The 25407-nt window shown below is 62.8% G+C and carries 25 protein-coding genes; 10 read left to right on the top strand and 15 right to left on the bottom strand.

Annotation, left to right across the window (positions count from 1 at the left end; all coding sequences use genetic code 11):
- Nucleotides 1–16 precede the first annotated feature (16 nt).
- Both I6F21_RS06050 and I6F21_RS06045 read right to left on the bottom strand, forming a co-directional pair.
- Nucleotides 17–853 (bottom strand): enoyl-CoA hydratase family protein, encoded by an 837-nt coding sequence (locus tag I6F21_RS06050; RefSeq protein WP_036028952.1) that lies wholly within the window; start codon nt 851–853, stop codon nt 17–19.
- Between the two features lie 41 nt (nt 854–894).
- Nucleotides 895–1656 carry an SDR family oxidoreductase gene (locus tag I6F21_RS06045; protein ID WP_225182899.1) on the bottom strand — a complete coding sequence of 254 codons (762 nt, stop codon included), beginning with the start codon at nt 1654–1656 and terminating at the stop codon, nt 895–897.
- A gap of 211 nt (nt 1657–1867) precedes the next feature.
- Between I6F21_RS06045 and I6F21_RS06040 the strand changes: the two genes are divergently transcribed.
- Genes I6F21_RS06040 through I6F21_RS06020 form a run of 5 tightly spaced genes read left to right on the top strand, consistent with a single transcriptional unit; the run spans nt 1868 to nt 7601 of the window.
- Complete coding sequence (locus tag I6F21_RS06040) at nt 1868–2665, top strand: alpha/beta fold hydrolase (protein WP_225182898.1); 798 nt, start codon at nt 1868–1870, stop codon at nt 2663–2665.
- 12 nt (nt 2666–2677) lie between these two features.
- Nucleotides 2678–3967, top strand: coding sequence for an acyl-CoA dehydrogenase family protein (locus I6F21_RS06035; protein ID WP_225182897.1), 1290 nt, complete (start codon nt 2678–2680; stop codon nt 3965–3967).
- Nucleotides 3968–3969: 2 nt separating this feature from the next.
- Nucleotides 3970–5505, top strand: coding sequence for a long-chain fatty acid--CoA ligase (locus tag I6F21_RS06030; protein WP_225182896.1), 1536 nt, complete (start codon nt 3970–3972; stop codon nt 5503–5505).
- The gene (locus I6F21_RS06025) at nt 5502–6590 is read left to right on the top strand and encodes an NAD/NADP-dependent octopine/nopaline dehydrogenase family protein (RefSeq protein ID WP_225182895.1); all 1089 of its coding nucleotides are present in this window, start codon (nt 5502–5504) and stop codon (nt 6588–6590) included. Before I6F21_RS06030 ends, I6F21_RS06025 begins: the two co-directional genes overlap by 4 nt.
- Before the next feature lie 3 nt (nt 6591–6593).
- Nucleotides 6594–7601, top strand: coding sequence for a 3-hydroxybutyryl-CoA dehydrogenase (locus tag I6F21_RS06020; protein WP_157285604.1), 1008 nt, complete (start codon nt 6594–6596; stop codon nt 7599–7601).
- On the opposite strand, the gene I6F21_RS06015 is transcribed toward I6F21_RS06020, so the two are convergent.
- The 6 genes from I6F21_RS06015 to I6F21_RS05990 all read right to left on the bottom strand — a co-directional run bounded on the left by I6F21_RS06015 (nt 7583) and on the right by I6F21_RS05990 (nt 13900).
- Nucleotides 7583–8629, bottom strand: a complete 1047-nt coding sequence (locus I6F21_RS06015) for a peptidase M29 (RefSeq protein ID WP_036028939.1) — start codon at nt 8627–8629, stop codon at nt 7583–7585. The two genes, I6F21_RS06020 and I6F21_RS06015, sit on opposite strands and share 19 nt — an antisense overlap.
- Nucleotides 8630–8661: 32 nt before the next feature.
- The gene (locus tag I6F21_RS06010; protein WP_225111951.1) at nt 8662–9429 is read right to left on the bottom strand and encodes an ABC transporter permease subunit; all 768 of its coding nucleotides are present in this window, start codon (nt 9427–9429) and stop codon (nt 8662–8664) included.
- Entirely contained in the window at nt 9426–10211 is a 786-nt protein-coding gene (locus I6F21_RS06005; RefSeq protein ID WP_225182894.1) for an ABC transporter permease, read from the bottom strand. The genes I6F21_RS06010 and I6F21_RS06005 overlap by 4 nt, the downstream gene beginning before the upstream one ends.
- The gene (locus I6F21_RS06000) at nt 10208–11053 is read right to left on the bottom strand and encodes an ABC transporter ATP-binding protein (RefSeq protein ID WP_050996053.1); all 846 of its coding nucleotides are present in this window, start codon (nt 11051–11053) and stop codon (nt 10208–10210) included. Before I6F21_RS06000 ends, I6F21_RS06005 begins: the two co-directional genes overlap by 4 nt.
- A 94-nt stretch (nt 11054–11147) precedes the next feature.
- On the bottom strand, nt 11148–12842 hold the full coding sequence (gene ilvD, locus I6F21_RS05995; protein ID WP_036007591.1) for a dihydroxy-acid dehydratase: 1695 nt from the start codon (nt 12840–12842) through the stop codon (nt 11148–11150).
- 74 nt (nt 12843–12916) lie between these two features.
- A complete protein-coding gene (locus I6F21_RS05990; protein ID WP_036007594.1) occupies nt 12917–13900 on the bottom strand; it encodes an ABC transporter substrate-binding protein in 984 nt (327 codons plus the stop codon).
- A gap of 160 nt (nt 13901–14060) precedes the next feature.
- Between I6F21_RS05990 and I6F21_RS05985 the strand changes: the two genes are divergently transcribed.
- On the top strand, nt 14061–14969 hold the full coding sequence (locus tag I6F21_RS05985) for an NAD(P)-dependent oxidoreductase (RefSeq protein WP_225130356.1): 909 nt from the start codon (nt 14061–14063) through the stop codon (nt 14967–14969).
- Nucleotides 14970–14976: 7 nt separating this feature from the next.
- On the opposite strand, the gene I6F21_RS05980 is transcribed toward I6F21_RS05985, so the two are convergent.
- The 4 genes from I6F21_RS05980 to I6F21_RS05965 all read right to left on the bottom strand — a co-directional run bounded on the left by I6F21_RS05980 (nt 14977) and on the right by I6F21_RS05965 (nt 18754).
- The gene (locus I6F21_RS05980) at nt 14977–15540 is read right to left on the bottom strand and encodes a flavin reductase family protein (RefSeq protein WP_225130355.1); all 564 of its coding nucleotides are present in this window, start codon (nt 15538–15540) and stop codon (nt 14977–14979) included.
- Nucleotides 15541–15549: 9 nt separating this feature from the next.
- The gene (locus tag I6F21_RS05975) at nt 15550–16755 is read right to left on the bottom strand and encodes an acyl-CoA dehydrogenase family protein (RefSeq protein ID WP_192893130.1); all 1206 of its coding nucleotides are present in this window, start codon (nt 16753–16755) and stop codon (nt 15550–15552) included.
- A gap of 89 nt (nt 16756–16844) precedes the next feature.
- Complete coding sequence (locus tag I6F21_RS05970; protein WP_225182893.1) at nt 16845–18113, bottom strand: CoA transferase; 1269 nt, start codon at nt 18111–18113, stop codon at nt 16845–16847.
- Between the two features lie 212 nt (nt 18114–18325).
- Nucleotides 18326–18754, bottom strand: a complete 429-nt coding sequence (locus tag I6F21_RS05965; protein WP_225133174.1) for a GNAT family N-acetyltransferase — start codon at nt 18752–18754, stop codon at nt 18326–18328.
- A gap of 451 nt (nt 18755–19205) precedes the next feature.
- Between I6F21_RS05965 and I6F21_RS05960 the strand changes: the two genes are divergently transcribed.
- Together I6F21_RS05960 and I6F21_RS05955 are read left to right on the top strand one after the other, a co-directional pair.
- Nucleotides 19206–19421: a hypothetical protein gene (locus tag I6F21_RS05960; protein ID WP_225130349.1), complete on the top strand. Its 216-nt coding sequence runs from the start codon at nt 19206–19208 to the stop codon at nt 19419–19421.
- A 187-nt stretch (nt 19422–19608) separates the two neighbouring features.
- On the top strand, nt 19609–21132 hold the full coding sequence (locus I6F21_RS05955; RefSeq protein WP_225142900.1) for an FAD-dependent monooxygenase: 1524 nt from the start codon (nt 19609–19611) through the stop codon (nt 21130–21132).
- A 161-nt stretch (nt 21133–21293) separates the two neighbouring features.
- Here the strand turns inward: I6F21_RS05955 and I6F21_RS05950 are convergent, their stop codons facing one another.
- A complete protein-coding gene (locus I6F21_RS05950) occupies nt 21294–22214 on the bottom strand; it encodes a transporter substrate-binding domain-containing protein (RefSeq protein ID WP_225182892.1) in 921 nt (306 codons plus the stop codon).
- Nucleotides 22215–22591: 377 nt separating this feature from the next.
- Nucleotides 22592–23035, bottom strand: a complete 444-nt coding sequence (locus tag I6F21_RS05945; RefSeq protein ID WP_225130331.1) for a hypothetical protein — start codon at nt 23033–23035, stop codon at nt 22592–22594.
- A gap of 200 nt (nt 23036–23235) precedes the next feature.
- Between I6F21_RS05945 and I6F21_RS05940 the strand changes: the two genes are divergently transcribed.
- A complete protein-coding gene (locus tag I6F21_RS05940) occupies nt 23236–24048 on the top strand; it encodes a hypothetical protein (protein ID WP_225182891.1) in 813 nt (270 codons plus the stop codon).
- An 85-nt stretch (nt 24049–24133) separates the two neighbouring features.
- Here I6F21_RS05940 and I6F21_RS05935 read toward each other — a convergent pair whose 3' ends face one another.
- Nucleotides 24134–24319: a DUF3606 domain-containing protein gene (locus I6F21_RS05935; protein ID WP_225130327.1), complete on the bottom strand. Its 186-nt coding sequence runs from the start codon at nt 24317–24319 to the stop codon at nt 24134–24136.
- Nucleotides 24320–24454: 135 nt separating this feature from the next.
- On the opposite strand from I6F21_RS05935, the gene ligD reads away from it, so the two are divergent.
- A complete protein-coding gene (gene ligD / locus I6F21_RS05930; protein WP_225182890.1) occupies nt 24455–25378 on the top strand; it encodes a non-homologous end-joining DNA ligase in 924 nt (307 codons plus the stop codon).
- Nucleotides 25379–25407: the final 29 nt, after the last annotated feature.

Raw genomic sequence — 25407 nt, 5'->3', positions numbered from 1 at the left:
GATAATTACGACCGGCTCAGTCGCCCCTGAAGACCGGTTTGACCTTGCTGGCGAAAGCCTCGAAGGCGCGCTCGAAATCCGCCGTTGTCATGCACAGGGCTTGAGCCACGGCCTCTGCCTCGATCGCCTCCTCGACGGACATCGCCCATTCCATAGCCAGCATCCGCTTGGTCATGGTGTTGGCGAAGGTCGGGCCTTCCGCGACCTGCTTGGCCAGAACCTGCGCCTGGGGCAGCACCTGCTCCGGGGTGACGATACGGCTGAAGAAGCCCCAGCGCTCGCCCTCTTCCGCCGTCATGAACCGGCCGGTGTAGAGCAGCTCGGAGGCGCGGGACTGCCCGATGATGCGCGGCAGGATGGCGCAAGCACCCATGTCGCAACCGGCCAACCCCACCTTGTTGAACAGGAACGCCACCTTGGCCCCGCTCGCCGCAAGGCGCATGTCGGATGCCATGGCAATGATCGCCCCGGCGCCGGCGCAGATACCTTCGACCGCGGCCACGATCGGCTGCGGACAGGCCCGCATCGCCTTGACGAGGTCGCCGGTCATGCGCGTGAATGCGGTCAGACCCTTGGTGTCCATCTTCACCAGCGGGCCGATGATCTCGAACACGTCGCCGCCGGACGAGAAATTGCCGCCGGCACCCGTCACGACGATGGACTTGACCGCGTCGTCGAAGGCGCAGGCGCGGAAGAAGTCGGTCAGTTCCCGATAGCTCTCGAACGTCAGCGGATTCTTTCGTTCGGGACGGTTGAGCGTGACCGTCGCAACGCCGTCGACCGCGGCGAGCAGGAAATGCTGCGGTGAGTAATCCGCAAGCGGCACGGTAACGGGATTGGCTGGTCTGCTCATGGGATCTCCTTGGCTTTCTTTTTCCGCGCCTGCCAGGCAGGCTAGACTTCGCCACCGGCCACTGCGATCGCCTGTCCGGTGATCGCGCTCGCGCCCTCGCCGCACAGCCAGAGAACCGCGTCTGCGACCTCCTGGGGCGTGACCAGGCGCCCTTGCGGATTGTGCTTCGCAAGCTCGGCGATCGCCTGCTCCCGCGTTCGGCCGGTCTTCTTCATGATGTTGTCGATGCTGCCGGCAACGAGATCGGTGTCGGTGAAGCCGGGACACACCGCATTCACGGTGACGTTGCTTCCAGCCATCTCGAGGGCAAGGGAACGCACGAGGCCGATGACGGCGTGCTTGGCCGCTGCATACGCGCTGACATAGGCGTAGCCCTTGAGGCCTGCGGTGGACGCTACCGCGACGATGCGCCCGTAGGGACGATCCTTCATGCCCGGCAGCACGGCCTGGACGGCATGCACGACGCCCATGAAATTGACATCCATCATCCGGCTGAAGAGCGCACTGTCCGATTTCGCGAACGGCGCCGATTCAGCGCTGCCCGCGTTGGCAATCAGGATGTCGATCGGCTTGCGCGCACTTGCCCCGGCGATCGCGGCTTTCAGAGACGCTTCGTTCGAGACATCAGCGACAGCCGCAAAGTGCGCGGCGCCTGCATTGACCGCCTCGTCGAGAACCGCCGCGCTCCGGCCAAGCACGGTCACGGTCGCACCGGCGCCGACGAGAGCGGACGCGATCGCTCGGCCGATGCCGCGCCCGCCACCGGTGACCAGCGTGTGCGGCGAATGCGGCAATCCGGACATGCGCTGGCTCCCTCGGATCTCGTGACTAGTGTTCGATATATTTTAACCTTCAAGTTTTTGCAACGGAAGCGGCGCGTGGGCGGCGAATGATGCGGCACGAGCAACGGCCCGAAAATTGCTTTAAGTATAAAATTATCGCTTTCCATCTCCGAAAGGCCTGTTAGCATCGAGGGGCCGAGCAGAAGGATGTCGCGTGTCGCAGCCTGTGCCAATGATAACAAGGGACGGACGCTTCGCCTATGAAGCCGCGGGCGATCCGGACGCGATACCGCTGATCTTCCTGCACGGCATCGGCGGCGCGGCGCGGGCCTGGCGGCGGCAGCTTGCGACATTTGGCGACCGCTTCCGCGCGATCGCATGGGACATGCCCGGTTATGGAGGATCGGCGCCGCTTGCGAGCGTCAGTATCGCTGCCCTGGCGGAGGCGCTCCAGCAGTTCATCGAGCAACTCGGCGTCAGCAGACCTGTTCTGGTCGGCCATTCCATCGGCGGCATGATCGTTCAGAAGTGGCTGGTTCAATCCCCCAAGCTGGCACGCGCAGTCGTGCTGGCGCAGACCAGCCCTGCGTTCGGAAAGGCGGACGGCGACTGGCAGAAATCATTCATCGCAGCGCGACTGGGACCGCTCGATCGCGGCGAGACGATGAAGTCGCTGGCCCCTTCCCTGGTGAAGGAGCTCGTCGGCGACGATCCCGATCCGAATGGGATGGAGGTCGCCCGCGAATGCATGGGGAGCGTGCCCGAAGCGAGCTATCGTGCCATGATGCTGGCCCTCATCGGCTTCGACCAGCGCAGCACGCTCGGAAATATCTCTGTTCCCACGCTGTTGCTGTCCGGCTCAAAAGACAACAACGCGCCCGCGCCGATGATGGCAAAGACGGCGGCCTATATCCCGGGGGCCGAATATGTCGAGCTGCCTGGCGTCGGCCATCTCGCCAATCTCGAACGCCCCGACGCCTTCGACGAAGCTCTCGGCCGGTTCCTGAACTCGCTCGCGACCAAAGCTTAAGGTAACTGCGCGATGACCATGCAAGTCAGCAAGACGATTGGCACGACCGACAAGGTCGCGCTGGATGTGCCGATCTTCGATCCGGTCGCATTCCGCTTGAACGACGAGCAGGCCGGCATCATCACCCGCGCGAGAGAGATTGGCCAGACCGTGTTTGCCGGTCGCGCCGCCACTTACGATCGCGAGGCGACTTTCCCGACTGAAAATTACTGCGATTTGCATCGCGTCGGCCTGCTCGGCATTGCCGTGCCAAAGAAGCACGGCGGCCTAGGCGCGAATTACCAGACCTATGCCCTGGCGGCGGCCGAGATCGGCCGCTATTGCGGCGCCACCGCGCTGACCTGGAACATGCATGTCTGCTCGACCCTGTGGTCGGGTCCGCTCGCCGACGATCTGGACATGGACGCGGACACCCGTGCCGAGCACGAGCGGCGGCGCGCGGTGCACTACAAGCGCATCGTCGAGGATGGAGCGATCTACTCGCAGCCCTTTTCCGAAGGTGGAGCTGCCGCTGCCGGCGGGGTCGCATTCGGCACTGAAGCAAGGCCGGTTAAAGGGGGCTGGATCGTCAACGGCAAGAAGATCTTTGCCTCGCTTTCGGGCCACGCCGACTATTACGGCGTGCTTTGCACCGAGATGGAGCAAGGCGAGAAGGCGTCGCGCCGCAACACGCTTTACCTGGCGATATCAGCCAAATCAGAAGGCGTCTCGGTCGTCGGTGAATGGGATCCGCTGGGCATGCGCGGCACGGTTTCGCGGACGCTGCTGTTCAAGGATGTGTTCGTTCCGGAAGATTCGGCGCTGATGCCGCGCGGCGTGTATTTCCAGGCAGCTCAGCGCTGGCCGCACATGTTCCTGACGCTGTCGCCGACCTATATGGGCCTGGCGCAAGCCGCCTACGACTTCACCGTGCGTTACTTGCGCGGCGAGGTCCCGGGCATGCCGTCGGTCAAGCGGCGGATGTACCCGACCAAGCAGATCGCGGTGGCGCAGATGCAGATCAGGCTGGAGCAGATCAAGACAATCTGGTTCCAGGCCGTGACCGAGGCGCGCGCCAATCCGAGCAAGGAGCAGGTGCTGCGCGCCTACGCCGCGCAATATTCGGTGATGGAGGGCGCCAATGAGCTCGCCGCGCTCGCGATCCGCACCTGCGGCGGCCAGGCCATGCTCAGATCGCTGCCGCTGGAGCGGATCTATCGGGACAGCCGCTGCGGCTCGCTGATGCTGCCCTGGACCGCTGAGCTCTGCCTCGACCGGATCGGGCGCGAAGCGCTGTACGAGGCCGGTGAAACGGACGACTGACCGTGGACCTCTGTAGCCTGATCGACCGCAACGCGGCGTTCGCGCCAGACAAGACGGCCATTGCCTTCGAAGGGACGCGGTTGAGTTATGCGGCATTCGCCGCACGGATCGAACGGACCGCGACTGCCTTGAAGGGGGAGCTCGGCGTCGGCCGCGGCGATCGCGTCGCGATTCTAAGCCTGAACCGGCCGGATTATCTGGTTCTGCTTTACGCCTGTGCACGGCTCGGCGCGATGCTGGTGCCGCTGAACTGGCGACTGGCCGTCGCCGAGCAGCTGTTCATTCTCAGTGATGCCGGCGCCAAGGTCCTGGTCCTCGAGCAGGCGTTTTCCGGAGTGCTTGCCGAGCTGGGGCAGACCGCGGCAGGGACATCCGTCGTCGGCCTCGACTTCACGCCGCCTCGCGGCACGACATTCGAAGATTTGCTGGCCCGCGGTGACGGCACGAGCCGAAATCCACATACCGACCTCTCCAGCCCGCTGCTCATCGTCTACACGTCGGGCACGACGGGACGGCCAAAGGGCGCGGTGCTGCGCCAGGAGGCGCTGTTCTGGAACGGTGTCATGAGCCAGCACATGCACAACATGACGTCCGACGACCACGTGCTGACCGTGCTGCCGTTCTTCCACGTCGGTGGCCTCAACATCCAGACTACGCCCGCGCTCCAATTGGGCGCGACGGTCACGGTGCATGCGCGCTTCACGCCGGACGCCACGCTTGCGGCTATCGAACGGGAACGGCCGACACTCACGGTGATGGTTCCTGCGATCCTTCAGGCGGTGAGCGAGCATGCTGCCTGGGCGACCGCTGATCTTTCCTCACTCAAGGCCGTCGCCACCGGCTCGACCATCGTACCGCCGCACCTGATCGAGCGCTTCGTCGCGCGCGACGTCCCGGTGCTTCAGGTCTATGGCTCGACCGAAACCTGCCCGATCGCCGTCTACACGCGGCTTGGCGGCGATCCTTCGCGCGCGGGATCGACCGGCCTTGCCGGCCTGTGCTGCGAGGCAAAGGTGATCGACCAGGCCGGCGAAGAACTGCCCGCGGGCACGCCAGGCGAAATCGCGGTGCGCGGTCCCAACGTGTTCTCCGAATATTGGGGAAACGACGCCGCAACGCGCGAGGCGCTGCAGGATGGCTGGTATCGCACCGGTGATATCGGCCTGTGCGATGCCGACGGCTATTTCTGGGTCCGCGACCGAAAGAAGAACATGATCATTTCAGGCGGAGAAAACGTCTACCCGGCCGAGGTCGAGCGCGTCCTGCTCGAACACCCCGACGTCAGCGAATGCGCCGTGATCGGCCGGCCGGACCCGCGCTGGGACGAGGTGCCGGTCGCCTATGTCATTGCGAGATCCGGCTGCCGGCTCGAGGCGGACGAATTGAGGGCGCATCTTCAGGCGCAACTCGCGCGCTACAAAATTCCGCGCGAGATCGTCTTCGTCACCAACCTGCCGCGGACGGCGCTGGGCAAGGTCCAGCATTTCCTGCTGAAGCAGCTTGATGCGCAGTCACGGGCGCAAGGAGAAGCATCTTGAAGATCGCAGTTCTGGGTGGGGGAAACGGCTCTTTCGCGGCCGCGGGCGATTTTGCGCTGTCGGGACATGAGGTGCGGCTCTGGCGCCGCGATGCCGATCAAGTCGCGACGCATCGCGCCGCCGGCTCGCGCATCCTGGTCAAGGATCACACCGGCCGTCATGACGTGAAGCTAGCGCTGGTCACGACCGACATGGCGGACGCCGTCGATGGCACGGAGTTGATCCTGTGCCCGGCTCCGGCCTTCGCTCAAGCAGATATCGCTCGCCTGCTCGCGCCGCATTTGCGGGACGGTCAGGTCGTCTTTCTGCCGCCAGCGACGTTCGGCTCGATGATCTTCGCCCAGGCGGCCCGAGATGCCGGCAACAATGCCAAGGCCAGCTTTGCCGAAACTGGCACACTCCCATGGCTGACCCGCAAGCACGGACCGTTCGAGGTCGCGATCACCATCCGCGCCAAGCGGCTCCCGGTCGGCGTGTTCCCGCTCGAGCAGGCGCCCCACGCCCTCGCAGTGATCGGGCGCGCTTTCCCAGACGCGATCGAGACATGCGGAGACGCGCTGTCGGGCGCCCTGATGAACGCAGGTCCGATCATTCACCCGCCGTTGATCGTGATGAACGCAGGGCCGATCGAACATTTCGAGCGCTGGGACATTCACAAGGAAGGTACGCAAGCCGCGATCCGCCGGGTCACTGACGCGCTCGACGCAGAACGCATCGCAGTGCGCGAGGCACTCGGCTACGGCGCGCCACATTTCCCGCTGGCTCATCACTACGCGAGGGAAGGCGAGATCTGGATGTATGGCCGCGGCTCGCACGACCGACTGACCGATTCCGGTGATTGGCGCGAGCGGATCGTGCTGACAGAGCACCGTTACATGCGCGAGGATCTGCGGCTTGGGCTGTCGCTGCTGGTGTCCGTCGCGGGCCTCGCTGGCGTGGACACACCGCTGGCCAAAGCGTTTCTGTCAATCGGCGGCGCGGTCTGCGGCGAAGATTTTGCGCGAAGTGGCCGAACGCTCCAGACGCTGGGACTCGGCGAGCTCAGCAAGGCTGAATTGCAGACGCTGCTCCGCAATGGATTCTGATCAATGACCAGTCGCATCAATATCGCCTGTCTCGGCGCTGGCCGCATGGGCCGGGGCATTGCCGTTGCCTTCGCGTATGCAGGGCACAGGGTCACAATGATCGATATTAAAGCGCGTTCCGCGGAGGACTTCACCAAGCTGGAAACGGACGCGCTTGGCGAAGTCAGGAAGACCTTCGCCAGCCTGTCAAAACTGGGGCTGCTGACCGACGCGGATGTCGATCCGCTGATCGCGCGGGTCTCGGTGGTGCCGGCGAGCCGGAGCGGCGCAGCGTTGGCCGAGGCCGGAATGGTCTTCGAAGGCGTTCCTGAGGTGGTCGAGCTCAAGCGCGAGGTGCTGGGGGCGGCGTCAAAGCAGGTCGGCCCTGAAACGATCATCGCGTCGACGACCTCGACCATCCTCGTCGACGATCTCTCGGGCGCGATCGTGAACCCGCGCCGCTTTCTCAATGTGCACTGGCTCAACCCGGCCTATCTCATCCCGCTGGTCGAGGTTTCGCCCGGCAAGGCGACGGACCCGGCCGTCATCGACGAGGTCAAGACGCTGCTCGAAGGCATCGGGAAGGTGCCGGTGGTCTGCGCCGCCACACCGGGTTTCATCGTCCCGCGCATCCAAGCGCTGGCAATGAACGAGGCCGCGCGCATGGTCGAGGAAGGCGTCGCCAGCGCTGAAGAGATCGACAAGGCGATCCGTTACGGCTTCGGCTTCCGCTATGCCGTGCTCGGGCTGCTCGAATTCATCGATTGGGGCGGCGGCGATATCCTATATTACGCCAGCCGTTACCTCGAAGGCGCGCTTGGTAGCGACCGCTATCGCGCGCCGGAGGTCATTTCCCGCAACATGCATGAAGGCCGGATCGGCCTGCGCACGGGCGCCGGCTTCCTGGATTACTCCGGGATGGACGTCGATGCTTATCGCGTGAAGCGGTTGCAGGCCATGGTCGACCTGCTCCGGCACTTCGACCTCGCCCGGCCGCCCGTGCTCGATCGCGGCTACCCGAAGACGTCCTGAAGCACGCCTTCGCGGACGACCGCAACGCCGTCGAGCTCGATCGTCGTTCCCATCATCGGCAGGTCGAAATGTCCGGCCGTGTAGCGCCCTGCAAATTCATTCGCACCGGTCGAGAACAGGAAATTGCCGGAAACGGCCCGAATCTCTGTGCCGTTGGTGTCGCGCTGGTCATACATGGATAGTGCCTCATAGCGCGCACCGGGATTCATGCCGAAGCCGACATGCGACACGGCATAGGCTTCGCGATCGCCCCAGGCGGCCAGATAAGCGCGCATCATCGCGGCATCCGTGCCCTCGCCTTCGAGTTCCACGACATAGTCGTCCTTCAGAGTCATCTTCACCGGCGAGGTCAGGTAGCGCTTGAAGGTCAGGTTGATGTCGCCGGGCGCCATCACCAGAGTGCCGTTGATGGTCCCGCTCTTGGGAAAGCTGACGACGATGCCGCCGGGCCAATGCGCGAGCGTGCCGGGCTTGTCGGTCCAGCCCCACACACCGACCGTCGACGCTCCGACCATATCGACATCGAGCGCCGTGCCGGCCTTCGAGGAGACACGCATGCGCTTCGTTCCGCGCAGCATTTTGGCCGCCGCACGAACACGCTTTTCGAGCGCGGAATCCGGCACCATGCGCTCCAGCGCTTCGGGATGCTCGTTGGAGATCACCAGGATCCGCGCGCCGGCTTTGAGAATCTCCGGCGTCTCCACCGCATGCATCAGTCCTTCGATGGTGCAATCCACGACGAAGCCGGCCTGCTGAAGCGCCGTGATCACTGGACCAAGCTTTTGGATCGCCTCGCTCGCCCCGGTGGAGCGGACCGGAACGATATGCCGGTTACGTGGCGTCGGCATCACCACATGAAACGGCCGCGCGCCCATCCGCAGCAGGGCCAGCTCCGCGAGATGGACGTTCAACGCGCGTGACTGGGTCTCCGACAGGATCGCCGCGGTATCGCCGGCCTTGACGGCGCATCGCTCAAAGATCTCGCAAAACGCATCGATCCATTTTGCCTCGATACGATCAGCCAGCATGGTTCTCTCCCGGTCTTCAGGATTCTTGTTAGTTACGCTTCGGGGAAGCCCCGGAGCAAGTACGAGCGCACGGCTCCCAGCAGGCCGTTCAAGATCAAGCCCAGCAGCGAGATCGTGATCAGCGGCACGAACATGTCCACGGCCTGGAAGGTTCTGGCCGCAGTCACGAGGGCGTGCCCCAATCCGTCCGTCGACGTGATCATTTCGGCCAGAAACACCACGATGCAGGAAATGACAAGACCAATCCGGCACCCGGTCAGGATCGACGGCATCGCTGCCGGCAGCACTACCTTGAAGAGGATTTCGTAGCGTGACGATCCCGCAGCCATAGCCGACCAGATCAGCTTCTGCTCGACGGTCGAGGCACCGTAATAGGTCGACAGCAGGATCGGGAAAAGAGCGTCGGCAGCCACTAATGTGATCTTCGATCCGTGGCCAAATCCGAGCAGCAGCAGCAAGGCCGGATAGAGCGCGACCTTGGGCAAAGGCGCCAATACGCGCACGATGGGCCGAACCACGGCGTTGATCGCCGGATTGGCGGCGGCGGCAATGCCGATGCTGACACCGAGCACGACAGCAATCGCGAAGCCGGCAAACAGCCTGATCAGGGTCGCCGCGATCTCGTGCTGGAACGTCGAGGTTACGAGTTGCTGGAGCAGCCGGCCGAAGACGTAGCCAGGCGGCGGCAGCAGAACTGCCGGCGCGAAGCCGAAAGATACCAAGCCTTGCCACAGCGCGATCACCAGTGCGATCGGAGCAATTCCAAGAACGAAATTAGGGGCGAGAAGCCGCGACATCATGAGAAGCTCAGCGGCATGTCGAACTGCGGCTCGGACCAGCGCACGAGCCTAGCACGAACCTTCTCGAAAATCGCGTCGAGGCAGATTCCCATCGCTCCAACGATGATGATCATCGCAAAGACGGTTTCGTATTGGCCCATGTCGAGCGCGTTGAACAGGATGTTTCCGGCACCGGACTGACGGGCAATCATCTCACTGGTGATCATCGTGATCAGCGCCAACACCAATCCTGTACGACACCCCGTCAGAATTTCCGGCAGCGCCGCCGGCAGCACGATACGCACCAGGCGTTGCACCGGCGAGAGCCCCATCGCAGCGCCCGACCACAGCATCTTCTCTTCGACCGCCTTGGCGCCTTCGAAGCTGTGATAGATCACGGGCAGGCTGACGCCGAGGAAGATCACGAGCGTCTTCGTGATGTCGCCGACGCCGAGCCAGAGCATGATGATCGGCATCAAGGCCGCCTTCGGCACCGGATAGATCACCATCAGCAGCGGATTGAAGAAGGCCGCAATCGCGGCGCTACGTCCCATCAAGAGGCCAAGCGGAATCGACACGAGCACGGCCGCGCCAAATCCCATCGCCATTCGCCGGAGCGAAGCAAGAATGTTGATCAGGGATTCCTTGTCGCCAAGGATGTCCGGAATCGCTCTCATCGCTCCGATCGCGGTCGGAAAGCTGTCATTCTTCAGCGCCAGTGACGCGACCTGCCACACCACCAGCAATCCGATGCAGGCGAGCACCGGGGCAGCGCGCTTGGTCATGCCGGCCGCCGACATCACGCGGGCGCTCCGGCTTCGTCGCTCTCGTCGAACATGCGCTCGATGTCGACGACGTACTTCTGGTAACGCGGATCGAGCAACAGCTCGTTGCGGCGGCGCGGCCGCGGCAGGTCGATGTCGATGACCTGCCGGATTCGCCCGGGCGATTTCGACATCATGACGACCTTGTCCGAGAGGAAGACGGCTTCGTCGACCGAATGGGTGACGAAAAGCACCGTCTTGCGGTCACGCTCCCAGATGTTCAGAAGATCGTTCTGCAGGCGCGTCCTCGTGTGCGCGTCGAGTGCCCCGAACGGCTCGTCCATCAGCAGCACTTCGGGATGGTAGGCAAGCGTCCGCGCCAGCGCCACGCGCTGCTTCATGCCGCCCGACAGCTCCTTGGGATAGAAGTTCTCGTAGCCCTTGAGGCCGACCATCTCGATCAGGGCCCGGCTCTGCGCTTCGGCCTCGGTGCCGCGAATTCCTTGCTGACGCGGCCCATACATCACGTTGCCGAGCACAGTCTTCCAGGGAAAGAGCGCAAATTCCTGGAATACCGGTCCGCGATCCGGACCGGGCCCCGTGATCGCCTGTCCCTTCATCTTCGCCGCGCCGCTGGTTGGACTGACGAAGCCGCCGACAATGTAGAGCAGTGTCGACTTGCCGCAGCCGGACGGACCAAGGATGGAGACGAAAGCTCCTTCCTCGATCGTCAGCGAAATGTCCGAAAGCGCAACGTGATTCTTGCGTGCCGAGGTTTTAAAGACCTGCGACACGCGGTCGATCTCGATGATTGCGGAAGCCGGGTCTTGTTGCGTCACCGGTCTCACCCATTCGCTCGATCTCGCAGATACTACCGTCATCCCGCCTTCCGTCCCACTCGCACGAGGATTCAGCGGCATCAGCTTAGCAAGAAGCCTGCCAGACAGGCTGTCACTTTCGCGCCCGTGCGGTGCGTCATTCGAACCACGGCCATTCTGCCGGGCCTTCATGCGTCACGGCTCCGCCCGGCGCCTGCCCAACCAGCCGGGCATATTTTGCCAGCGCACCTGCGCGGTGGCGAGGCGGGCGCGGCTTCCAATCGCGTCGCCGTGCGGCAAGCTCCTGTTCCTCGAGCAGGACATCCATCCGTCGATTTGCGGCATCAATCCGGATTCTGTCACCATTCCGGACGAGCGCCAGCGGACCGCCAACAAATGCCTCGGGGGACACGTAGCCGATGCACATCCCGCGGGTCGCGCCGGAGAACCGGCCATCGGTGATCAGCGCCACTTTTTCACCCATGCCCTGCCCGTAGATCAGTGCGGTGACGCCAAGCATCTCACGCATGCCAGGTCCGCCGACTGGCCCTTCATTGCGGATCACGAGAACCTCGCCCGCCTTGTAACTGCGGTCACGAACGGCTGCGACGCAGGCTTCTTCATCCTCGAAAACACGCGCGACGCCTTCGAAGAATTGGCTCTTCAAGCCCGCCACCTTGATCACCGCCCCATCGGGACAGAGGTTACCCTTCAGCACCGCGACACCACCGTCAGGCATGATCGGCGCGCGAGCCGTGTACACAACCTCTCCGTCGGGTGCGTTGGCCACACCGTACTCTTCGGCAAGTGTGCGGCCGGTGATCGACAAGCAGCCGCCATCGATATGACCGCTCTGGATCAGCTCGCGAATGATGACCGCAGCGCCGCCGATATCGTAGACATCCTTCGCCGTATACTTGCCTCCGGGGCGCAGATTGCCGATCAACGGCGTCCTGGCAAAGACCTCCCCCACGTCATCGATGCTGAATGCAATTCCGGCCTCATTCGCGATCGCCGGCAGGTGCAGCGCGGCGTTGGTCGAGCCGCCCGTCGCTGCCACGATCGCCGCTCCGTTCTCCAGGGATTTCCGCGTCACGATGTCGCGCGGCAGCGGCCCGCCGCGGTCCAGCATCTCCATGATCAGTCGGCCGGCGCGTCGCGAAATCTGCGCACGCTCGGAATAGACACCGGGCACCATCGAGACGTTGGGAATGGTCAGCCCCATCGCCTCCGATACCATGCCCATGGTGTTCGCGGTGAACTGGCCGGCGCACGCACCGATCGTCGGCAGGCAGGCGCGCTCGATGCGCTCGAGCGTGGCGCCGTCGATCTCGCCAGTCATGAAGCTGCCGACAGCCTCATAGGAATCGAGCACCGTCAGCGTACGTCCATCCACGCGCCCGGGCAGCGAGCTGCCGCCATAGATGAAGATGGATGGCACGTTGCAGCGGACCATTCCCATCATCACGCCAGGAAGGGTCTTGTCGCACCCGCCGTATCCGATCAGCGCATCGTAGGCCAACCCATGGACCACGGCTTCGATCGAGTCGGCGATCAGCTCACGCGAGAACAGGGAGAACTTCATCCCCTCATGATTCATGCTGATGCCGTCGGACACCGAAACAGTCGAGAACTCACGCGGTGTACCGCCGGCCTCCTCGATCCCGGTCTTGGCTGCAGCTACCTGGAAGTCGTGGGTCATGTTGCAGGGCGTCTGCTCACCCTTCATGCTGACGATGCCCACCATCGGCTTCGCAATCGCAGCGTCGTCGAGCCCCATGGCGCGCATGAATGCACGATGCGGCGCTCGGTCGAGGCCGTCTGTGGTGACTCGGGATCGCAACTTCTTCATATATGCATCTTCTTCGTGCAGCGTCCCGGATGGTCCGGAACGCTACGATGTTGGTTCGGTAATTCGTCCCGCTTCTATTGCAGCGGCGCGACGATCGACGGATGCTTGAACTGTGCGACATCCAGCTTCGGCAGCATTCCTGTTTCTGCATAGATATCCAGCATCTTCTGGATCGCCGGGAAGTTCGGCGCAGCACCCGGATCGCGGCCGAAATCATTGTCCTTGAGCAAGTAGGTCTCAAGCACCGGGATGGGGGCTTTCAGCACTTCATTGACGACCTTGAGAGTCTCCTCGCGGTTCGCGAGTGCCTTCTTCATGCCCGAGGTAATATCGCGGACATAGGCCTTGACCAACTCAGGGTTCTTGTCGACGAAATCGGCACGGCAGGCTTCCAGGATGTGCACGATGTTCGGCATGGCCTGGGAGAGCGAGAACAGCTTCCTTGTGCCGCCCTTTGCCTCCGCGCGCGCAGCAAACGGCTGGTTCATATTGACCGCGTCAACGCGGCCTTGGCGCAGCGCGTCCTCGGAGACGGCAAAGCCAACCTCGACCAGCTTGATGTCCTTGGCCGGATCGACGCCATTCTGCTTCAAGAGCAGATTGAACGGCCCTTGCGTACCGCCACCGATCACGGAAATGCCGACGGTCTTGCCCTTGAGATCCGCGATTGTCTTGATGGGCGAGTCATCCTTGACGGCCCAGTAGACCGAGAAGCCGCCGGGCATCTCGAAAACATGCTGCGCGACGATATAGGCCTTGAGATTGCCGCCGACGACCCCATTGGAGAGGGAGAGCGGCGCCTGCGTCGCGCAGTCCAGCGCACCTGCCGCCAGGGCCTGCGTCATCGGCGCGGTGCCCTGGAATTGGGTCCATTCGATGTTGTAGGTCTTGCCGAGATTGGGAAACTCTGCCGGCCTGCGCATCATCCAGTACTTGGACTCCTCCGCAGGGATGGTCCAGCCGACGCGGATCGTCTGCTGCCCCCATGACGGGCTTGCGCCCGCGCTCACGGCGGCTGCCGCCCCCAAAGCCAGGATCCACTTCGAAACGGTTCGCATCGTTCCACTCCGCTGCTTCGGGCGCCGACTGGCGCCCCAACCCGACCGCCTCAAATGTTTCATGGTTCAAACAATCAGGCAAGCCATGCGAGGTGGGCGATCTTGCCGGCAGGTACGCAATGTATGGTAAAGCGGCGTCTGCGACAGAAGGAGGCAACCTATGGCTGACGACAGCAAGAACGGCACCGAGAAGCTCGGCTATCTCGGCCTCGGACTCATGGGAACGCCGATGACCCGACGCCTGCTGAAGGCCGGCTATCAGGTCGCTGTCTGGAATCGCTCGGAGGGCAAGATGGCGCCGCTGGTCGAGGCTGGCGCCAAGCGCGCGGTCACGCCGCGTGATCTCCTGGGGAGCTCGGATATTGTCTTCTTGTGCGTTACGGATGCGGCGGCGGTGGAGGAGGTGATCTTCGGGCCCGAAGGTCTGGCAGTGGCCCCTGGCGCGGGCAAGCTTGTGGTCGACTTCTCATCGATCCATCCAGACGCAGCGCGCGACCTCGCAACGCGATTGAAGAACGCGAACGGTGCGGGCTGGATCGATGCGCCGGTGTCCGGGGGCACGAAGGGCGCCGAGGAAGGCACGCTCGCCATCATGGCGGGCGGAGAAGCTGGTGACATCGAGAGGGTGCGGCCCTATGTGCTGGCCATGGCGCGCAGGTTCACGCATATGGGCCCGGTCGGCGCCGGCCAGACCACAAAGCTGTGCAACCAGGTGATCGTCGGATGCGCGATGGCCGTGCTCGCGGAAGCAACCCGCCTTGCCGTGAACGCCGGAATTGACGCCAACCGGTTGCCCGAAGCGCTCGCAGGCGGCTTTGCGGATTCCATCCCGCTCCAGCTGTTCGTGCCGCGAATGGTCAACGGCATTCACAGCCCGCCGCTCGGCCACATCGCCACGATGCTCAAGGATCTCGATACGGTCGCCGATGTTGCACAGGCGACTTCGACGCCAGTGCCGATGGCCGCGCTTGCCGGACAGCTTTTCAGGCTGGCGAAGGCCGCGCGAGGTGCGGACGCGGACGCGCTGGAGATCTACAAGCTTTCGGCGGCAGAGCGCAAAGCGCTCTAGGGGCGCATTACCGCCTGTTCTTGCGCTCATCGTCGGCCATGAAGCGACCGAACGCTCCTCGCGCAAAGAGCAGCGGCTCTTTCGCATTGTAGGTATATGCCTCGACCGCGCCGAGAAAGATCACATGGTCACCGCCATAATAGCGATTCACGGAGCGGCATTGAAAGTTGGCGACGCTCTCGGCGAGCACTGGAGCGTTGCCAAGGCCGGGGGTCCAGTCGACGCCGGTGAACTTGTCATCCGACGATTTTGCGAATTTGTTCGCAAGCGCTTGTTGTGAAGCGCCGAGAACGTTGACGCTGAAATGGCTGGCGTTCTGGAAGATGGTCAGGCTCGAGGAATAGACGACGAGGCTCCACAGAACCAACGGCGGATTCAGCGAGACCGAGGCGAAGGAATTGCACGTCAGTCCGTACGGCTTGCCGTCGGGCGCTGCCGCTGTGATGATCGTGACGCCCGTTGCATAAGTTCCGAGCGCGTTGCGAAAGTCGCGAGGATCAATCTGCGAGCTGTCGCTCGCGAACTCATTGGCGGGATCCGGCGCGCGAGGCTGCTTCGGCAGGTCATTCATCGGCCGACCTCACAGCGTGAGATTCTCGGAGGGCAGGCCGAGGGCCACCCGTCCGTAGTTGGTCCCGGCCGCATCGAAGTTGAACGCGAGATGTGAGTTGATCGCGTGCGCATCGCGGAACTGCCGCTGTAACACGCCGCTCGTGAACAGCCCGCGCGCGCCGCTCGCGGCAAACAGCATCGAGACCGCGTCCGTGCACAAGTTCACGGAAAAGGATCCGTCGCGGCGATATCTGGTCTTGGTCGCCATGTCAGGAATATGGCCGCGCCGTGCGGCTTCCATGGCATCGAGACAGGCCGACCGCATGATCAGGCGCGCAGCGTCGATCTTGGCCGAGGCCTCCGCGATCTTGATCTGCGTGCTTTGAAAATCGCTCAGCTTGGCGCGGTTGTACGTCGAAATACGATGACGCGCGACCTCCGTATAGTCGTCGAGGCACGCCTGTGCATTCCCCAGCGCGACACCGGAGAGGACGTAAGGAAATAGCGAGAAGACAGGCAGCGTGTACAGAGGATTCGGATTGACCGCGCTTCCCGGCGTGGGGCCACCTGAGAGGTTCCCTACGGCGACCGTCATATGGTCAGCCACGAAGGCATCCCTGACCTCGACGTCGCACGACCCCGTCCCGCGCAATCCGGCGACGTTCCAAGTGTCCAGCACCTTGTAATCGCCGCTCGGCAGCAGAAAGATTCGATACTCGATGCCGTCGGCATCGTCGTCGGAATAGACCACGCTCGCAAGCATATTCCATTCGCAGGAGGCAACGCCCGAGGAGAATGGCCAACTGCCATGCAACTGGTATCCGCCCTTGACCCGCGTGGCGCGTCCGGCGGGGAAAATGAACGAGGACGCGATCAAAGTATCCGGATTGCGGCCCCAGACCAGATCCTGCGCCTTCGGCTGGAACATGCCGAGCATCCAGTGATGGCTCGCCAGATTGGCGAGATTCCAGGCAACCGACGCATCCGCCTGCCCGAGCAGCTCAGCGCAATCGACGAGGGCGACATAGTCGAGCTCAGCGCCACCAATCCGGGCCGGTTGCAGCATCCGGAACAGGCCGGCATCGTGGAGATCCTTTTCGGTTTCCGCCGGAAGATGCCGCAGCTCCTCCGTCCGTGCCGCCCGCTCACGGAGTCGCGGCAGAAGCGCCCGGGCCCTCGCGATCATTGACGCATAGATCTCACCGCCGGCTTGCAAGCCTGCGGGCTGGGTCATGCTCGGCTCCTGGCCAGGCGCCATTCGTGTCCCTCGCTTTCACACATTTATGCGGCGGGACCTTCGCCAAATCAAGCCGAGCCAGTGCCTCAAGTCGACCTTGGAGGCTTGACCGGGCCAAAGGCGCCCTTCTCGCCAAAATCCGCGATCCGACGTTCGTCGTAGCCGAGCGTATCTTGCAGGATCTGCTTGGTATGCTCGCCCAAAAGAGGTGCCGCGACGGGGTCGACCGCGGCTGTCAGGCTCATCGTAATCGGTGGCTCGATGTTGGGCACCCACTCGGCTGTCGGATGCGGAATCCGGTTCAAGCGATGGCGCTCGCGAGCCTCGGGGGCGTTGAAGCCCTCCTCGACCGTCCGGAGATAGCCGACGGGGATATTTGCCAGCTTCATCTTCGCCATCCAGTTTTCGAGCGTATCGCTGGCGAAGACTTCGGCGATGGCTGCCCGCAGGAGCTCCTTGTTCTCCGAGCGGGCTTTGCGCGTCGCAAACCGCGGATCGGTGATGAGATCGGGCCGATTCAGCAGCTCGACCACAAGCCTGCGGTAGAGCCGGTCGTTGGCGCAGGCCATGTAGAGCGGCCCATCTGAGGCCTCGTAGACGCCGACGGTTGGAGACCCGCTCGGCGAATTGCCGAACCGGCCGGGGTTTTCGCCGTTGATGAGATAGGCCATGCCGTAGAAACCGGTCATTCCCATTGCGACGTCGAACAGGGCAACTTCGACATGCTGCCCCCGGCCGAGCCGCTCCCGCGCGAGCAGCGCCAGCAGGATGGCATTGCAGGCGGACATCCCCGTCGCCATGTCGACAATTGGCGGGCCGGTGCGAACCGCCGGGCCGTCGGCAAATCCATTAAGCGACATGAAGCCGCTTTCCGCCTGGGTGATCGGATCGAAGCCTGGCCGGGAGGCAAACGGTCCGCTGCGTCCGTAGGCGGAGATCGAGCAATAGACCAGCCGCGGGTTGAGCGGCGCGACCGATTCATAGTCGAGCCCGAACTTCTTCATGACCCCGCTCGAAAAATTCTCCACGACCACATCTGCCTTGCGGATCAGATCCAGCGCGATCTCGCGCGCCTCCGGCACGGCAAGATCGAGCGCGATGCCGCGCTTGTTGCGGTTCAGGCTGAGAAAGGCGGCGCTCTCGCCTCCAATCTCCGCGTGCTCATAGGCGCGCGTGTCGTCGCCGCCATCGGGATTCTCGATCTTGATGACGTGCGCACCGTAGTCGGCGAGCGTCTGGGTGCAGGCCGGGCCAGCGACCACACGCGTGAAATCAACGACCAATAGGCCATCCAGCGCGGTCGGGCCTCCCATCCCATGCGAGGCACGTACCGGCAATTGAGGCTTGGTGGGCATCGATCGCGCTCTCCCTTACATCGGCTTATGGCCGCCGAATTTCCTGCAAGAGCAGACTTAAAGCCCGGCGCCACCGACTTCGCAAGTCCCACGCCGGCATCGCTTCAATACGCAAAAAGGACCCGGCAGCCCCAGGCTGCCGGGTCCTCGGACGTTCCAGACGCGTACTGGTCATTAGATAGACGGCGCGTTCCATGCGGCGGCAAACCTGCTCAGTGCAGCCACTTCCGCCAATAGAGCGTATGCGCCCAGCCCCAAGGGGTCTCGGGCTCGAACAGCCGATAGCCCGACTGAATGAAGTTGTTCGCCGATACCGGATTATCCGTCGTATCAGAGACGATGCTGTCCCATCCGATACGCCGTCCCCTCGCCTCGACCACACGCATCAATCTGCGTTGAAGGCCGCGTCCCCAATGCCGTTGCAACACGCCGACTCTGGAGAAATAGCCGCCATTTCGAACGTGCGTCGAGGGCACAATTCCGGCGAAGGCGACTGCTTCCTCGTCGTGATAAGCTAGCCACCACGCGCCAAGGTCGAACGTGGGCATCGCCGCGGCATCGAAGAACGTGAGTCGATGCAGATCAGATAGGGTTTCAGCAACGTCATCATCGGACGCATCGACGATACGAATTCTGTACATGAGCCACTCATTGCGCAGCAGATCTTGATCGGACCCGCGGCGACGTCACCGGCGCCATGAAGGCTCATTTGCCCAGGACCACCTTGACACCAAGCCAGACGGCACCCATCAGGCCAGTGGCAAGCGCCGATCGGCGCTCTCTCAACGCGTTATCAAGCGAGTGCGTGGCCGCAATGCGCCGCCGCCGTCCGATTCCAAAATCGAGAACGAAAAAACCCGCGGCGGATCGCGTTCCGCGCGGGTGAACCAAACTCGTCTCGATGATGGCATTATGCCGGTGTTTTGCCCGACGTGTCAAAACCTTCCGCTGAATTGAAAAAGCCCCGCGGATTGCGTCCCGCGCGGGCCATCTCAAACTCGTTTCGATGATGCCATTCTGCCAGTGTTTTGCCCGACGTGTCAAACGAACGAATTCGCACGAGCCGCGTTGGACAATCAGGAGCGACCGGCCATGACAATCAAGACGACCTCACCCGGCACAGCGCAAGACGAGACGTTGCGAGATCGTCCGGGCTCGAAGCCGCGCATCGACAAGGAACGCGCCACGCAGCAGGCGATCGTCGAAGATGCCGACGTGACGGCGGACGACGGCCGCGATCTCGCGCATGGCGAGGGCGGCACCATCGATCTGCCTACACAACCCGGCGATTTGGCGAAGGACGATTAGCCCGCGGCACAAGCGGCGCGCATCTCGATGATGCCATTGTGCCGGCGTTTTGCCCGACGTGTCAACGCGCCGAACAGGCGAGAGCCTCATCTCCCACCTCGATATGTGGTGCGCAAGGGGCTTGCTTCAAGCCCCCGGTGATCGCGTAAGACCCCTCGGCCTGAACAACCAGTCGAGGGGTCACGACATGCCTTTCCCGCTTCCGACGTCACGCTCGCGCGGCCGAACCAGCGCGGAACGCGCAACTGCCGCCGGCCATGCAGTCGTCATCGCCGGCGCCGGCCCGACCGGCTTGATGCTGGCCGCCGAGCTCGCGCTGGCTCAAATCGACGTCGCAATCGTCGAGCGGCGCGCGAGCCAGGACATCGTCGAGACGCGCGCCGGCGGACTTCACGCGCGCAGCATCGAGATCCTCGATCAGCGCGGCATTGCCGAGCGCTTCCTGCGCGAAGGACAGATCACCCAGCTCGCCGGCTTCGCCTGGACCAGGCTCGACATCGGCGATCTCCCCACCCGCCATCCTTATGGGCTCGCGCTGCGGCAGAACCAGATCGAGCGCCTGCTGGCCGAATGGACCTCCGAGCTCGCGGTGCCGATCTATCGCAGCCGCGAGGTGACGGGCTTTGCGGAAGACGCGAGCGGCCTCGACATCACACTGTCCGGCGGGATGCGCTTGCGCGCGCTTTACCTCGTCGGCTGCGACGGCGGCCGCAGCCTGGTGCGCAAGAACGCCGGCATCGACTTCGCCGGCTCAGAACCTTCGCTCAGCAACCTCATGGCCGAGGTCGAGATGCGCGAGGCGCCCCCATTCGGCCTGCGTCACGACGCGCTCGGCTTCCACGGCCTCAGCAAGACGGGAAGCGGGCGCGTGCTGGTCGTCGTGACGGAAGCCGAGCTCGCGCGCAGCGGCGAGCCGAGCTTGCGCGATCTCAGCGCGGCGCTCGAAGCCGTCTACGGCACGGACTTCGGCGTCAACAATCCCGCCTGGATCTCCCGCTTCACCGACGCGGCGCGGCAGGCCGCATCCTATCGCAGAGGCCGCGTGCTGCTCGCCGGCGATGCCGCCCACATTCATCACTCCGTCGGCGGCCAGGGCCTCAACCTCGGTGTGCAGGATGCGGTCAATCTCGGCTGGAAGCTGGCGCAGGTGGTCAAGGGCATCTCGCCCGAGAGCCTGCTCGACACCTATCACAGCGAGCGTCATCCCGTGGCCGCGCGCGTGCTGAAAAACACCATGGCGCAGATCGCCCTGCTCCGCCGCGGCGACGACGGCCGCAAGGCCGCGCGCGAGGTGATCGCCGAGCTGCTCGCCATGGACGAGCCGCGACAGCGCCTCGGCGCGATGATGAGCGGGCTCGACATCGCTTACGATCTCGGCGAAGGCCACGCGCTGCTCGGCCGCCGCATGCCCGATCTCGATCTCGTGGCGGGCGGACAGAAGCTACGATTGTTCACGCTGCTGCACGGCGCGCGCGGCGTGCTGCTCAATTTCGGCCAGCCGGGCGGCCTCGACATCTCTCTCTCGACGGAGCGCATAGGGATCGTCGATGCCGATTACGACGGCCCGTGGCTGCTTCCGGCCATCGGCGAGGTCGCCGCGCCGAGCGCCGTGCTGGTGCGGCCCGATGGCCATGTGGCCTGGGTGGGCGACGGGAGCGGCCGCGGACTTGCGGAGGCGCTGACGCGGTGGTTCGGGCCGGGCGGCGCGTAGGGGGTGTACGCCTCGTTTGGTTGCTCCAGATGTCCGCTTCTCCCTCTATAAGAGCCCAAATGGGGGAACATCTTTGATGTCGCCGATGGGCCAATAAGCGAAGAACTCTCAAGGCCTTCCAGAGTTGCTGGAGCAGGCTGTAGTCTCAGTCGCACGCATCCTCACTGGAGACCTTGACCGGAAGAGGGTAGATAGGGAATGCCATACTTCGCGTAAATCTGCGCTGGAATCCGCTGCTCGACCAATTGCGCCAGCGCAGTATCTACCGCTGCAAGCAGCGCATCGTCCGCTCGGCGAAGCCCGACTGAAACACCCCAACGCAGTGCCAGTTCTGGCTCGTATCCGTCGGGTACTCTTACCGCCGTGCTCGGGTGTTCGTGCCGATACCAGCCGATAGTCACCGGGTTCGTAGTGCCCACTTCGATATCGCCCGCCTCGATCGCGGCAATTATGTCCTCCTGAGAGGCGAAGACCGAAACGCGGAAGTCGCGTTTGGCCAGCCACTCGTGCTCAATGGTGCCAACTATGACGCCAATCTTCTGACCGTGCAAATCGTTAAGCCGACGAACGGAAGATCGAGATGAAACCACGAGGACGACACCGCTGTCTGCGTAAGGTCTCGAAAAACGAAGAGGTAGATGGGTTGTCAGCGGTCCGGTAAGTCCCTCCCGATCGTAGCTTACGGCGGAGGCGACGGCGCCCATCGAGACATCGCAATCCGAGTTCTTAAGTTCACCGGCGTTTCTAACCCAGGTTACACCGAGCTCCAATCCCATCTCGTGCGCCAACGCTTCCGCGAGTTCGACTTCGAATCCGGCAAGACCGCCTCTATCGGTGAGGTTCGAATAAGGAAGTGCGGATGGGTTGGCGCAGAGGCGTAGGATACCGGTCTGCCGCACCTCCGCCAGTGATCTGGCGTCCGCACAATTTCTTGTGCCTGCGGCGATAAGCGTCGCGAGTACGGCAATGCCAAGCATCAGACCACAATGCACAATGTGACTCCAGACCCGAAAGTCGCAAGCCGAGGAAAACATTGTAGTCGCGATGTCGACAGGCAGACAACCCATTACTTGCGTTGCCATGTCACGATGCGTGCCCCGAAACCGCATCTGAGATTCGCATCAGGTGCTAACGGTAGCGTGTGGTGAGCAAAGGTCGGCTCCGGGTCACAAGCTGAAATGCTCTGGCTCTTAGAAGATGTCCACTCGGCCCCCAGCAGCCGACATCGGCTGTCAAAAGCCCGCGGTCTCCTGCGGGCTCAAGCTTCAAGTGTTCCTTATTCGGGTCAACGCCCGATAATCATCTCGCCTGTTCGGGCCCGCTGGGACCGTTTTGGGCGGTGCTTTCACTTGCACTGCGCTCTCGGGCTTGTATGCAAGCGCCTCGGCGATCCATCGCGGCCATTCGGGTTTCGGCGCTGGCTGAACCCGCGTTTGAAGCAACTTCCGAAGTATGTCGCTCATGCCTGCTCCTGCGATTGCAACCAAAGCTCTTCGTAAGAAGCATCGCCGTCGCGCACCGCGCCGACGCTACCGAGGACACTGATCGGCGCTTGCTGCACGCTCTCCTCGATATGCGCCTCCATCGTCACGTCGTCGCCAGGATGCACGATGACGCGCTCGATGCGGTGAACGAAGCGAATGGGGTTGTCATCTTCGCTCGTGATCGGCTGCAACGGCTTGCCCCATCCCCGGTCGAGGATGGCGTTGGCCGCCATCACGCGGGCATGGGCGGGAGCTTCCTTGTCGCGCATGATCTGCACGAGGGTCTTGATGGCGAGGTTCGTATGCGTCCGCGCCAAGGATTTGATTTCAGTTAGCGTCCGCTGCTTCAGGGCGCGGCGAGCCGCCGCCCTGGCGAGAGCATTTTGGGAAAGAAGGTTGTAGTTCACCGCTTCGGTCATGGGGGAAATCCATCTGAAAATTACTCCGGTCAATCTTGGATCGAGACACAAAAAACCCGCGTCGGAAAACCGGCGCGGGCCAAAAACAAACTCGTCTCGATGATGCTATTCTGACAGTGTTTTGCCCGACGTGTCAAACCGGGGTGTAGCCGTTCCAATGCATATTGCGCCTCTCAGCAACCCAGCGTAGAGACATTGGCATGGGGGACAGAAAGCGACGCAAACAAGCATTCCTTGCCGCACATCCGATCTGCTGCTTTTGCGGCGGTAAAAGGCCTGCTGAAACTGAAGATCATGTACCCGCTCGGGGTATCTTCGACGAGCGAAGATGGCCGGACGGCTATAACTTCCCCGCTTGCACCGCCTGCAACAACCTCACGCGTCACGACGAAAAGATCGTCGCGATGCTCGCCCGCATCATGAACGCTAACGATCTCACCACGGAGACGCAAAATCGCGAGATGCGTCGCGCCATGGCCGCTGTACACTACGCCTTCCCGGAAGCGTACAAAGGCATGCGGCTCTCCGCAAATGAGGTCCGACGCTTTCTTAAAGAGACCGGGCGATCCATAGACGGCTATCAGACACTCGGGGACTTTCCGCTTATCTCAATTGGTCAGCCAGAATTTTGGCAGGCGTTGCGGGCTTTTGGCACCAAACTGTTCTGCGCGCTGCACTACAAACACGCTGGGCGGATCGTTCCGGTTGAGGGTGTAATCGTCATACGATTTTTCAGCAACGTTCAAGTGATAGACGGCAAGATTCCGAATGAGATACTTTCGGTGCTGGGCCGGACGCCTATTCTTCAGCGCGCAAATACCAGCCTTCACGAGCAATTCGACTACGAATACCAAGTGACAGTGGACAAGTCGATGAGCCTATTTTTATGCGGCTTTAGGCGATCATTCGCACTACTCGGGCTGGTCTGCGATACTGACGACCTTCCAGAGGCGTTCAATGAAGACATCCAGGCGGGCAAGTTTCGCAGCAAACCGTTTATGCATCCCGGCTGATGCTGGTTCCCCGACCGGTTCATCGCCTGATGATGTCCACCTTATCACTTCCTGATCCCAGCGCACGGCCGCGGAAGTTGTTGGTTTACCGGCCCAACTTCCGCTCCACCTTCTTCCGGCTGCTGCCCACCTTCTTGACCGCCTTCTTCACCGCCGAGGCCGAGCGGCGGGTCTTCTTCGCCTCGTAACGAACCTCGTAATCCTGCCCGCCCGCTACGCGCGCGCGGTCCTGCTTGCGACCACGAGCGGTCGCCTTCTTCGCCTTAGCCATATCGCACCTCCATGCCTTGCGAAAACGAATGGAGATTCAGTTTGTTCCTTGTGTCTCGTTTGGTCGCGCCGCGAGGCCGGAACGAATCCCCGCAAAAAGATTCGAATCAAATGAGTTGTTGCGTGGAGTGATTGAGTGGCGTCCCAGCGTCAGCGAAGGGCACCGGCGATCGGCGTCAAGGCGCCCTTCCCGGGCTTTATCGAACCGGCCTTGGCAACCTCCGTCCCGAGGGTGCCCTCCGGAGATCGGTGGATTCACGAAATCAAATTCGACGGTTATCGCGTCCAGATGCATTTGGCGAACGAGGCCGTGACCATCTACACGCGCCGTGGGCACGATTGGACCCGGCGCTTCAAGAAGGTCGCCGAGGACGCGTGGCACATCAAGGCAGGCTCGGCGATCATCGACGGAGAGATTGTCGTCCCGGCTGCTGACGGTACGACCGATTTCTCGGTGCTTCAGAATGAGCTCAAGGGCACGTCCTCCAAGATCGTACTCGTGGTTTTCGACCTCCTCTATCTCAATGGACGAGACCTCCGCAGCCTGCCGCTGGTCCAGCGCAAGGCCGAGCTGAAGAAGGTCGTCGCCGGCACCGACGTGCAGTTCAGCGAAAGTTTCGAAATGGACGGCCGCCAGATGTTCGCCCATGCCTGCAAGGTCGGGCTGGAGGGCGTGGTCTCCAAAGTTCGCGACAGCGTCTACAACTCTGGCCGGAATAACAACTGGACGAAGACGACGTGCGCGCAACGCGAAACCTTGACCATCGCCGGCTTCGCGCTCGATGAAGGCAAGTGGGACGGCGTGTATCTCGGCCGCCGCAAGGGCGATGATCTCATCTACGCCGGCAAGGTCGACCACGGCTTCGACAAAACGTCAGCCGCCGAACTGCGCAAGCGCCTGGAGCCGCTACGACGCAGGACGCAGCCTTACGCCAAGCGCATTGCGCACAAGGGTATCTGGGTCGAGCCAAAACTGCTTGCTGAAATCGAGTACCGCGCCAAGTCGGCTGAGGGAAAGGTGCGGCATCCATTCTTCAAGGGATTGCGGGAGGACCTGTGACAGCGAACGGCCAGGCATGGTTTTCCACA

Origin of the sequence: Bradyrhizobium sp. NBAIM03, from assembly GCF_020194055.1 — a bacterium.
GTDB classification, from domain to species: Bacteria; Pseudomonadota; Alphaproteobacteria; order Rhizobiales; family Xanthobacteraceae; genus Bradyrhizobium; species Bradyrhizobium yuanmingense.
This window is presented reverse-complemented; position numbering and strand designations above follow the sequence as displayed.